11 protein-coding genes are annotated in these 11622 nt (G+C 68.7%); 9 read left to right on the forward strand and 2 right to left on the reverse strand.

The window, feature by feature from the left end:
- From GM672_RS25735 to GM672_RS25750, 4 genes are all read left to right on the forward strand, one after another.
- A partial coding sequence (locus GM672_RS25735) for a M15 family metallopeptidase (protein WP_155473374.1) occupies nt 1–700 on the forward strand: 700 nt, incomplete at its 5' end.
- Between the two features lie 84 nt (nt 701–784).
- Nucleotides 785–4618, forward strand: coding sequence for a type VI secretion system membrane subunit TssM (gene tssM / locus GM672_RS25740; protein WP_155473375.1), 3834 nt, complete (start codon nt 785–787; stop codon nt 4616–4618).
- Nucleotides 4615–5595, forward strand: coding sequence for a type VI secretion system-associated protein TagF (gene tagF, locus GM672_RS25745; RefSeq protein WP_155473376.1), 981 nt, complete (start codon nt 4615–4617; stop codon nt 5593–5595). Before tssM ends, tagF begins: the two co-directional genes overlap by 4 nt.
- 32 nt (nt 5596–5627) lie before the next feature.
- Nucleotides 5628–6413 (forward strand): OmpA family protein, encoded by a 786-nt coding sequence (locus tag GM672_RS25750; RefSeq protein WP_155473377.1) that lies wholly within the window; start codon nt 5628–5630, stop codon nt 6411–6413.
- 1 nt (nt 6414) lies between these two features.
- Here GM672_RS25750 and GM672_RS25755 read toward each other — a convergent pair whose 3' ends face one another.
- Nucleotides 6415–7188, reverse strand: a complete 774-nt coding sequence (locus tag GM672_RS25755) for a DotU family type IV/VI secretion system protein (protein WP_155473378.1) — start codon at nt 7186–7188, stop codon at nt 6415–6417.
- A 77-nt stretch (nt 7189–7265) separates the two neighbouring features.
- Nucleotides 7266–7883, reverse strand: a complete 618-nt coding sequence (gene tssJ / locus GM672_RS25760) for a type VI secretion system lipoprotein TssJ (protein ID WP_170300246.1) — start codon at nt 7881–7883, stop codon at nt 7266–7268.
- A 196-nt stretch (nt 7884–8079) separates the two neighbouring features.
- On the opposite strand from tssJ, the gene GM672_RS25765 reads away from it, so the two are divergent.
- From GM672_RS25765 to GM672_RS25785, 5 genes are all read left to right on the forward strand, one after another.
- On the forward strand, nt 8080–8688 hold the full coding sequence (locus tag GM672_RS25765; protein ID WP_229417952.1) for a tetratricopeptide repeat protein: 609 nt from the start codon (nt 8080–8082) through the stop codon (nt 8686–8688).
- Nucleotides 8689–8697: 9 nt separating this feature from the next.
- Nucleotides 8698–9207, forward strand: coding sequence for a type VI secretion system contractile sheath small subunit (tssB, locus tag GM672_RS25770; RefSeq protein ID WP_155473379.1), 510 nt, complete (start codon nt 8698–8700; stop codon nt 9205–9207).
- Nucleotide 9208: 1 nt separating this feature from the next.
- Nucleotides 9209–10687 (forward strand): type VI secretion system contractile sheath large subunit, encoded by a 1479-nt coding sequence (tssC, locus tag GM672_RS25775; protein WP_155473380.1) that lies wholly within the window; start codon nt 9209–9211, stop codon nt 10685–10687.
- Nucleotides 10688–10716: 29 nt separating this feature from the next.
- A complete protein-coding gene (locus tag GM672_RS25780) occupies nt 10717–11208 on the forward strand; it encodes an Hcp family type VI secretion system effector (protein ID WP_155473381.1) in 492 nt (163 codons plus the stop codon).
- A gap of 127 nt (nt 11209–11335) precedes the next feature.
- On the forward strand, nt 11336–11622 hold a 287-nt coding region (locus GM672_RS25785; protein WP_155473382.1), incomplete at its 3' end, for a hypothetical protein.

The raw sequence follows: 11622 nt of genomic DNA on the forward strand, positions 1-11622 counted from the left end.
CACGGGGGCGCGGCAGGACGGCCTGCGGGGCGCCTCGTCGATGCTGCGTCGCGGCCGCGAACAGCTGGCCGGCGGTGTCGCGCTGCTGCGACGCCATCCCGTGCTGACGGCGCTGGTGGCAGGACTGGTGCTGCTGCCGCCGCTGGCCGTGCTGCTGGCCGAGGACGAGGTTGCGTTACCCGGCTTCGAAGGCGCCGCCCCGGCCGTCAACCACCAGGTGGCCGGGCTGCTGCGCGGCGAACGGCTGGCCGCGCCCCAGCCCTTGCCCCCGGCCGTGTTCACGACGGCGGAAGTGACCCTGGCGCGGCCCATGCTGGCAGGCGCGAACCGCAACTTCGACCTGCTCGACGCGGAGTTCTCCCAGCGGCTGCTGACGGTGTTTCGCGTCATGCGCGAGCAGCACGGCTATGACATGGTGCTGCTGGAGGGCTACCGCAGCCCCGAGCGGCAGAACCAGCTGGCCGACGCGGGCGGGCACGTGACGAACGCACGGGCCTTCCAGAGCTATCACCAGTTCGGCCTGGCCGGCGACTGCGCCTTCCTGCGCAATGGCCGGGTGGTCATCACGGAAAAGGACCCGTGGGCCATGCGCGGCTACCGGCTCTATGGCGAAGTGGCCGAAGCGGCCGGCCTGACGTGGGGCGGGCGGTGGAAGATGATGGATTTCGGCCACACGGAGCTGCGCCGGCCCCGGCGCTGACCGGTCGCAGTTGCGGTGAATCAATAGTTTCCTATGGGTATGGTGGCACCATGGCCGGACCTGTTGATCCCCGAGGGACACCCCATGCTGCGACGAATCTGGTACTTCCTGACTGACACCCGCACCCTCACCGTGGTCACGCTGGTGGTGATGGCAGGGCTGTTCTACCTGGGCGCCGAGCTGTTCGAGCTGGCGCTGGTGTGGGCCCTGGGCGGCTTTGCGCTGGCGCTGCTGGCGTGGCTGGGCGTGTGGGCACTGTGGCGCCACCTGGCCGCGCGGCGCGCCGGGCGGCTGGAGCAGGCCATCGAAACGGCGACGGTGTCGGAAGTGGCCGATGCCGCCACGCGCGCCGATGTCGACGTGTTGCGCGAAGGGCTCCTGAAGGCCATCGGCACCATCAAGAGTTCCAAGCTGGGCATCCGCTCCGGGCGCCGCGCGCTGTACGAACTGCCGTGGTACATGATCATCGGGAACCCGGCCGCCGGCAAGAGCAGCGCCATCATCAATTCGGGCCTGCAGTTCCCCCTCGGCGACGGCAAGGTGGTGCAGGGCGTCGGCGGCACCCGCAACTGCGACTGGTTCTTCACCACCGAAGGCATCGTGCTCGACACGGCGGGCCGCTACTCCGTCGAGGACGAGCACCGCGCCGAATGGGCCGGCTTTCTCGACCTGCTGAAGAAGCACCGGGCCCGCGCGCCCGTGAACGGCATCATCGTCGCCGTCAGCATCGCCGAGCTGCGCGGCAGCGACGGCGACACCTGCATGCGCCTGGCGCGCAGCCTGCGCAAGCGCGTGCAGGACCTGATCGAGCGCCTGGAAGTGTTCGCGCCCGTGTACGTCGTCTTCACCAAGGCCGACCTGGTGGCCGGCTTCACGGAGTTCTTCGCACAGTCCGAGCGCAGCGAGCGGGAACGGGTGTGGGGCGCCACCATGCCCTACCAGCGCAAGGCCGGCACGCAGGACATCCTGACCTTCTTCGACACGGCCTTCGACGAACTGCACGAAGGCCTGAAGGAAGCCAGCATCGCCAACATGACGCAGCAGCAGCGCCGCGGCATGGCGTCGGGCGTGTTCACCTTCCCGCTGGAGTTCTCGTCGCTGCGGGTGCCGGTGCGGGCCTTCCTGGCCACGCTGTTCGAAGACAATCCCTTCCAGTTCAAGCCCCTGTTCCGGGGCTTCTACTTCACCAGCGCGCTGCAGGAAGGCCAGCCGGAATGCGCCCAGTCGCGCCGCGTGGCCGGGCGCTTCGAGCTGGCCAGCACGCTGGACCCCGCGCCGCACGGCGACGTGCGCCAGACCGGCTACTTCCTGCTCGAGCTGTTCCGCAGCGTGATCTTCGCCGACCGCCAGCTGGTGTCGCAGTATTCGCGCCGCAGCAAGGTCAAGCTGCAGTACGGTGCCTTCGTCGCCGCGGCCGTGGTGCTGGGCGTGTCGCTGGGCGGCTGGAGCTGGTCCTACCTGGGCAACCGCGAACTGGTGGCCACCGTGCAGGCCGACCTGGACAAGGTGATCCGCCTGCAGGACCGCCGCCTCGACCTGCAATCGCGGCTGCAGGCGCTGGAAGTGCTGCAGGACCGCATCGAACAGCTCGACCAGTACCGTCATGACCGCCCCTGGGCGCTGGGCCTGGGGCTGTACCAGGGCGACTTGCTCGAGCGCAAGCTGCGCGAGGAATACTTCGCCGGCGTGCGCGAGGTGATGGTCAAGCCCGTCGCCGTCAACCTGGAAGCGCTGCTGTACGAGATGAACGCCAACGCCGGCCAGCTCGTCACGCCCACCGTGGCCGCCGGCGCCGCGCCGGCCACGCCCGCGGCCACGACGGCGCGGGCCTATGCCGACGCCTCGCCCACCAATGTGGAAGACGCCTACAACGCGCTGAAGACCTACCTGATGCTGGCCGACCCCAGTCATGCCGAGGCGGGCCACCTGAACGACCAGCTGACGCGCTTCTGGCGCGGCTGGCTCGAGACCAACCGGGGCGCCATGCCGCGCGAGCACATGATCCGCAGCGCCGAACGGCTGATGACGTTCTACCTGGCGCAGGTGCGCGACCCTTCCTGGCCCCGCATCGAGCAGAAGCTGGCGCTGGTCGACACGGCGCGCGAGAACCTGCGCCGCGTGGTGCGCGGCATGCCGGCGCGCGACCGGGTCTATGCCGAGATCAAGGCCAGGGCCTCGACGCGCTTCCCGGCCATGACGGTGGGCCGCATCGTCGGCGACACGGACGCCGCGCTGGTGCAGGGCAGCCATGCCCTCTCCGGCACCTTCACCCGCGACGCCTGGGAAAAGTACGTCGAGGGCGCGATCCGCGACGCGTCGACGCGCGAGCTGCAAAGCACCGACTGGGTGCTGAAGACGGCCAGCCGCGACGACCTGACCCTCGAAGGCAGCCCGGAACAGATCCAGAAGAACCTGGTCGACATGTACAAGGCCGAATACACGCGCGAATGGCAGAAGTTCGTGCAGGGCATCGCCATCGCCGACATGAACGGCTTCAATGGCGCCGTGGTGGCGATGAACCGGCTGGGCGACCCGCAGACCTCGCCCATCGCGAAGATCCTGCGCACCATCCACGAGCAGACCTCGTGGGACAACCCGGCCGAACTGAACGCGCGCATGCAGCAGGCCGAGAAGGGCCTGGCCAACTGGATCAAGAGCCATATCCTGCGCCGCACGCCGTCGCCGGTGAATGCCAACGTGAACCTGAATGTCAGCGTGGACGGCCTGCGCCAGGACCGGCAGATCGGCCCGATCGGCCGCGAGTTCGCGTCGGTGGGCCGCATCGTCGGCACGCACGACCAGAATGCCTCGCTGCTGCGCTCCTACCTGGACACCCTGTCGCGCCTGCGCACGCGCCTGAACGCGCTGAAGAACCAGGGCGACCCCGGCCCCGGCGCCAAGCAGTTCATGCAGCAGACCCTGGAAGGGGGCGGCTCCGAGCTGGCCGATGCGCTGCGCTTCGTCGACGAGCAGATGCTCAACGGGATCAGCGACGCCCAGCGCCAGGCCGTGCGGCCCCTGCTGGTGCGTCCCCTGATGCAGACCTTCGCCGTCATCGTCGGGCCGGCCGAGGCGGAGATCAACAAGACGTGGCTGGCCCAGGTCTACGAACCGTTCAACCGCACGCTGGCGAACAAGTACCCGTTCGCCCCGTCGGCCCGCATCGAGGCCAGCCAGGCCGAGATCGCCCAGTTCTTCGGTCCGGACGGACTGGTGGCGAAATTCGTCAACACGTCGATGGGCCCCCTGGTGGTGCGGCGCGGCGACGTGCTGGCGGCGCGTACGTGGGCCGACATGGGCATCACCTTGCAGCCGCAGGCCGTGCAGCGCTTCCCCAGCTGGATCGCGGCATCGGGCGCGGTGCCGACGCCAGCGGCGCAGACGATGTTCCAGATCCTGCCGATTCCCGCCCCCGGCACGGTCGAATACACGGTGGAGATCGACGGCCAGCAGCTGCGCTACCGGAACACCCCGCCGCAGTGGACCAGCATGGTGCACCCGGCCGCGCAGGGCATTCCCGGCGCGCGCATCAGCGCCGTGGCCTTCGACGGGCGCAACGTGGAGCTGTTCAACGAAGCCGGCCAGTTCGGCCTGAAGCGGATGATCGACGCGGCCGCCAAGACGAAGAAGGACGGCGGCGTGCATGAGCTGCGCTGGAGCGCCGGCGGCGTCAGCGTGGCCGTCGACCTGCGCATCGTCAGCAGCGGCGGCCCGCCGCCGACACGCGGTTACGACGGCATGCGCCTGCCGGAAACCATCGTCGGCGGCCCCCGTCCGGCCCCGGCGCCCGCGCCGTCGATCCCCGCGCCCACGCCGGGCACGCCGGCCCCCGTCAACGCCATCGCGACCGTGACCGCGCCGACGGTGCAGGCGGCGCAGGCGGCGCAGGCGACGATCGTGCAAGGAGACGTGCAATGAGCATCCATATCGGTTACTTCGGCAAGCTGGCCACCCGTTCCGATTTCGTCAAGAGCGGCGAACAGCATGCGCTGGCCGGGCTGCTCGACGCGTGGGTCGACGCCACGCTGGCGCAGTTGACGACGAACACGCGCTGGAAGCTGCATTACGACGCCCTGGCGCCGCTGCACTTCGCCTTCGTGGGGCCGCACAGCCGCCATGTGGTGGCCGGGCATATGGTGGCCAGCGGCGACCTGTCCGGGCGGCGCTTTCCGTTCATCGCCATGAGCGCGCTGGAAGTGCCGGCGCCCGGCACCTTCCTGGCAAGCAGTCCGCTGGCCCTGGCCGGGGCCTGGCGGCAGATGGCCGGCCTGACGGCCGCCGTGCAGGACGCCGCCGATCCGGCCGGCGCGCTGCAGACGGTGTCGGGCGCCGTGCTCGACGCCGATGCCGTGCGCGCCAGCCATGCGGGCGAGCTCGATGCATTTGCCGCCGCCCACGATATCGCCGCCCTCGAAGCGCTGCTGGCCGTCGACGGCCACCGGCACGACGTGCGCGGCATCCTGCTGGGCATCGGCCTGCTGCTGCAGCCCTTCGAATGGACGGGCAGCACGCGGCTGGACCGCAGCCTGGCGCTGCCGCTGCCGCGCGACCCGGCCTTGCGTCCCCGCGTGGCCGCTTTCTGGCTGGCCCTGGTGGCGCCGTTCCTGCGCCGGCAGGAGGTAAATCATCACAATATCGAACTGGCCCTGTTCATGTCCGAGCTGCGCGGCCGCCCCACCTTCGTCATCGGGTTTGCCGGTGCCACCCCGGGCACCCTGCGCGCCGTGATCGACCCGGAGTATGGCGCCACGCACCTGATCGGCTTCGACGACGTGGCCTGGGTCGACGACATGATCGCCCACGACCACGCCGTGCGGCGCCTGTCGGCCTGCCTGGCCCAGGGCAGCCTGTCGCTGCGCACCGCGGTGGACCTGTTCCGCGAGACTTTTGCCTGAACTTCCCTGTTCCATCCCACCGGGAGCTGCCCATGCGTATCGTACGTATCGTATCCATCCTTCCCCTGCTGCTGGCCGGCGCCGCCGAGGCCCAGGCGCAAGTGCCGGCCCCCGTCACGCCGATGCCGGGCCAGGTCCTCGTCAGCGGCACCGTCCCCGACGAGGCCAGCAAGGCCGCCATGCTGGCCCGCGTGCGCGAGCTGTACGGCTACGAGCGCGTCGTCGACCAGATCGCCATCGGCAACGTCGTGCTGCCGCCGAACTGGAACGGCTATGTGCAAAAGCTGATCAATCCGAACCTGAAGCTGATCACGAAAGGCCAGATTAGGATCGACGGCAATGACGTCAGCGTGCGCGGCGAAGTGGCCAACGAGGCCCAGCGCCAGCAGATCGCCAGCGACATCGCCGCCAGCCTGAATCCCACCTACACGGTCAAGAACGGCCTGCGGGTCAGCGCGGCCGAACAGGATTTGCTCGACACGACGCTGGGCAAGCGCATCATCGAGTTCGAAAGCGGCCAGGCCGTGATCCGCCCGTCCGGCCTCGTCATCCTGGACGAGATGGCGGCCGCGCTTCTGAAGGTGAAGGGCAAGAAGGTGGAAGTGATCGGCCATACGGACAACACGGGCCTGCGGCAAAGTAACGTGGCCCTGAGCCTGGCGCGGGCCGAGGCGGTGCGCACCTACCTGGCCGGCAAGGCCGTCGATGCCGCCATGATCAATGTGTCCGGCCAGGGTCCGGACCGCCCCGTGGCCGACAACGCCACGGCGGACGGGCGGGCGCGGAACCGCCGCATCGAGTTCCGCGTCGCCGACTGATTCAAGGCAGGGTGATGGTCAGGCTGGCCGGGCGGGGCGCCAGCTTGACCAGGTCCGCATACCCGGCCATCGCATGCTGCGCACCGCGTTCCAGCGACGTGCGCAATCCCAGGAAGACACCGGCGCCCAGCAGCGCGAACACGGCCGACAGGGCCCATGCCGGCACCGTGCCGCGCAGCTTGTGCGCGACCTGGTCGGGCCGGCCGGCGCGCGGGGCGAAGTCGTGGCTCTTGCCCTTGATGTGGGCGATCTCGTCGCCCAGGCGCGCCGTCGTGTAGGCCAGCTTGTCGGCATCGTCCATGTAGCGGCCCTTGAAGCCCAGCAGCAGGCACAGATGGAAGACCTGCAGGGCCGGCAGCCGCGCCAGGCCCGCCACGCGCAGCGATTCAAGCCACTCGAAGAAGCGCTCGCCGGCCAGCTGGCCGCCGAACACGTCCAGCTGCAGGGGACGCCGGGCCCACGCATCGTAGTCGGGAAAGCCGGCGCCCAGCACCGCTTCGTCGAGCGTGGCGCAGAAGGCGTACTTGGCCGCCTCGATATCCTCGACCTGGGCGCGCAGCTTGTGTGCCTCGCGCTCGAAGCCGTGCAGGTAGGCCACCACCACGTCGCGGAAATGCAGCGCCGGCGGCGGCTTGGCGCCGGACTTGAGCAGGAACAGCATGTGGAAGCCTTCGTGCAGCAGGTCCACCAGCGAACTGGCGCGGGGGGAATCGGCCGTCGCGGGCCGGCTGCCGAACAGGGTGGGCGCGGCGCGCCGTTCGATCTGGGGCGTCATGGCATCACCATGCACGCGGGCGGGACGGGAAGACGGATGGCCATGCTGGGATCTCCTCGGAATGGTGGGAATGCTTGTCACGTGCAACGGGCTTCGGCCAGCGGCCGGCCCACCTGCCGCTGGCGTGCCGGCGTGCCTTCGCCGACCGCCATCGCGCAGCCGGACAGGCCGATCGTGATGCCGGCCTTCTCGGCGTCGGCGGCGGGGAAGGCGGCGCGCCAGCGCTGGCCGTCGGGGCCGCGGAACAGGGCAACGACGCCGATGTAGCCGGCCTCGCGGCTGAATTTTTCCTTCACTTCGTAGCGCTGGCCCGGGATCAGGAGCACCTCCTTCACCTCCAGCAGGTCCGCGCCCAGCAGCTCGCGCTCCGTATGGGCGTTGGTGAAACCGGCGTACGAGGCGCGCTCGAAGGCTTCGGCCTGGCGCAGCGCGTAGATGCGGGCCACCAGCGCCAGGGGCGGGCCCTTGTCGCCGCCGTTCAGGGTCGGCGCCGCATGCAGCCGGATGCTGACGGTGCGGGGCGGCTTCTGCGCGTCCGGCAGTTCCGGCGGACGCTGGATGCCGGCGATCTGCAGCACGGCGCCGGCAATCGAGGCGCCCGTGCCGCAACCGGCCAGGGCGGCCGCCAGCATTGCGGCGAGCGCGGCCAGGGTGGCGGTGCGGCGCAGGGGCGGGCAGGGGGCGATGCGTCGCATGGAAGCTCCTTTTTTGATTCCACAGGTCAATAAGTCGGGAAGCTCATTTAACCGAAAGCATCACTTTCGGCCCTTGCGACACCGCAAGGGCGTGGAAACGGTCGTTGCCGCGTCACCCAAAATTTTGTTCCAGCGCAACTGCAGAGATCGCTAACGCTCCAATAATCGCCTTCACCCCGTTTGCTAGGAGATGATTATGGGAAACAAATGCTTTACCGCCGCCATGCTGCCGTGCCTGGCCGGTGTCATGCTGCTCAGCGCCTGTGCCGGCACGTCCACCACGACGTCGGCCGTGGCGCCCGCCACGTCGCTTGCCGCGGCGATGGCCGACGCCGAACGCAGCGTCGCCTCTGGCGATGCCGAACGGGCCATCGCCATCCTGAAGAACGCCGGTGCCAGGTATCCGGCCGAGAAGGCCCCGTGGGTGCAGATCGCCCAGATGAAGTTCGACCGCGGCAGCTATGGCGAAGCGATCAATAACGCGCTGGAAGCGTTGCAGCGCGATCCGAAGGACCGCCAGGGCAACAGCATCGTTGCCGTCAGCGGCCTGCGCCTGTCGACCCAGGCCCTGGCCGACCTGTCGAAGCAGAACAACCTGGGTGGCCCGCTGCGCACGGAAGCGCAGCAGCTGGCCACGCTGCTGCGCAGCAGCCTGGGCGAGGAAATCCTCGTGCCATCGACGCAGAAGACGGTTCGCGCCAAGCCGCGCAACGTCACCGTCAACAGCGGCTCGCAGGGCCACAAGCCGACGGCGGCCGTCACCACGCAGTCGAACAGCGCCGACCCCTTCGGCGCCCTCAAATAAGGAGCGGACATGACAAATGGCGACAGTGTGCAGAAGCGCCTGAACAAGGTGCGTCCGCCGCGCGTGCAGATGACGTACGACGTCGATATCGGCGAGGCGACGGAAAACAAGGAGCTGCCGTTCGTGCTGGGCGTCGTGGGTGATTTCGGCTGCAGCGCCGGCGGCGATTCCGAGAAGGAGCACAAGCGCCTGAAGGATCGCAAGTTCGTCAATATCGACAACGACAACTTCGACGAAGTGCTGGCCGGCGTCGAACCGGTGGCACGCTTTCAGGCGCCGAACCGCCTGTCGGGCGGCGGCGACCTGGCTGTCGAACTGCGCTTTCGCTCGATGGACGACTTCCGCCCCGAAGCCATCGTGCGCCAGGTGCCGCCGCTGGCGCGCCTGGTGGAAGCGCGCGGCAAGCTGGCCGACCTGCGCAACAAGCTGGCCGGGAACGAGCGGCTGGAAGACATCCTGACCGACGTGCTGGCCAATACGGCCAGGCTGGCGAACGCGCCGGCCGCAGGGGAGCCCTGATATGTCCGCACAACTGCAAGAGCTGGCGCCGGCCTTTGCCGAAGACGCCCTGCTGGACGACATCGTCGAACGCAGCAAGGTCGCCAAGTCGGCCAGCGAACACGCGCGTGCCAAGGACATCATCGGCGAGCTGGTCCAGCAGGTGCTGGACGGCACCGTGACCGTCTCGCACAGCGTGTCGGCCACCCTCGACGAGCGCGTGGCCCAGCTCGACCGCCTGATCTCGGAACAGCTGTCGGCCATTATGCACGCCCCCGCCTTCCAGAAGCTGGAGCAGAGCTGGACGGGCCTGCACTACCTGGTGCGCAATACCGCCACCGGCCCGGGCCTGAAGATCCGCATGCTCAACGCCACCCGGCGCGAGCTGGTGCGCGATTTTCGCAGTGCCCTGGAATTCGACCAGAGCACCATGTTCAAGAAGGTCTACGAGGAAGAATTCGGGACCTTCGGGGGCGCCCCGTTCGGCGCGCTGCTGGGCGACTTCGAGATCTCGCGCCAGCCCGAGGACATGTACTTCATCGAGCAGATGTCGCAGGTGGCGGCCGCCGCGCACGCCCCCTTCATCACGGCCGCCGCGCCCGAGCTGTTCGGCCTGGAGGGCTTCGGCGACCTGGGCAAGCTGCGCGACCTGAGCAAGGTCTTCGACACGGTGGAATACGCCAAATGGAAGGCCTTCCGCGAATCGGACGAGGCGCGCTACGTGGGCCTGACCCTGCCCCGTTTCCTTGGCCGGCTGCCGTTCCACCCCGTCGACGGAACCACCGTCGACGGCTTCAATTTCGTCGAGAGCGTGGACGGTAGCGACCACGACGCATACCTGTGGTGTAACGCCGCCTACGCCTTCGGCGTGCGCCTGACCAGGGCCTTCGAGCAGCACGGCTGGTGCGCCGCCATCCGCGGCGTCGAGGGCGGCGGCCTGGTCGAGGACCTGCCGACCCACACCTTCAAGACGGACGAGGGCGAGATCGCGCTGAAGTGCCCGACCGAGGTGGCCATCACGGACCGGCGCGAGAAGGAGCTGTCGGACCTGGGTTTCATCTCGCTGGTCCACTGCAAGAACACGGGCTACGCCGCCTTCTTCGGTGCGCAGTCGGCCCAGAAGGCGCGCCGCTACAGCTCGGACGCGGCCAACGCCAATGCCGCGCTGTCGTCGCAGCTGCAGTACATCTTCGCCGTCTCGCGCATCGCCCACTACATGAAGGCCATGATGCGCGACAAGATCGGCAGCTTCGCGAGCGCATCGCATGTCGAGGACTTCCTGAACCGCTGGCTGATGAATTACGTGCTGCTGGACGATAACGCCAGCCAGGAACAGAAGGCCCAGTTCCCCCTGCGCGAAGCGGCCGTGAAGGTCACCGAGGTGCCCGGCCGCCCCGGCGTGTACCGCGCCGTGTCCTTCCTGCGGCCGCATTTCCAGCTCGACGAGCTGACCGTTTCACTCCGACTGGTCGCGGAGCTGCCGAAGACGACCAACAGCTGACCTTTTTTCAACCACCACAGGAGCGCGTAATGGCAATCGACGTCTATTTGTATATCGATGGTATCAAGGGCGAATCGGCCGATGACCGGCACAAGGACTGGATCGAGTGCAAGTCCGTCAACTGGGGCGTGGAGCAGCCCAAGTCGGCCACCGCGTCGACCGGCGGCGGCCACACGGCCGAACGGTGCGAGCACCAGGACATCGTGCTGCACAAGCTGGCCGACCTGGCCTCGCCGATCCTGCTGCAGACATGCGCGGCCGGCCGCACCATCCCGAAGGCGAAGTTCGAATTCATGCGCGCCGATGCGATGGGTGAGCGCGTCAAGTACTACGAGATCGAAATCGAGAACGTGCTGATCGGCGCCATCTCGCCCTCCGTCGACGAAGGCGACATCATGACCGAAACGGTGGCGCTGAAGTTCTCGAAGATCAAATGGCGCTACACGCAGCAGAAGATCACCGGCGGCTCGGGCGGTAATACCTCCGGCGGCTGGGACCTGGCGGCCAACCGCGTCGTCTGACGCGCGTCGCCGACGCTTGCCGCGGGCCGTTGCCGCGGCATTTTTTTTAGGAGTCAGTCATGTTCGAACCTGTACCGCGGCCGTCCACGCTGCAGTATTCCACCGGCGGCCGCAACGGAGGCCAGCCATGAACACCACCGGCTTACCGGACGACCTGCACCTGCGGCTGGCCGACCGCCTCCCCGGCCAATTGTCGGCCATCGCCACCGTCGCCCAGGGCTTGCGGGCCGCCCGCCTTGGCCGGGGCAAGGCCGCTTTCCTGTTCGTCGACCCGGCGGACTCGCAGCAGATCGCGCTGACACGGGCCCTGGCCGGCCTGCTGTCGGAGGCGGCGCCCGTCACGCTCGACATGCGCGCCTACCGGCACGCCGCCGGCGGCCAGGCCGCCTGCGATGGCCTGGCCGACGCCCTGCG

The sequence above is a fragment of the Pseudoduganella buxea genome (assembly GCF_009720835.1).
In the GTDB taxonomy this organism is placed as follows: domain Bacteria; phylum Pseudomonadota; class Gammaproteobacteria; order Burkholderiales; family Burkholderiaceae_D; genus Rugamonas; species Rugamonas buxea.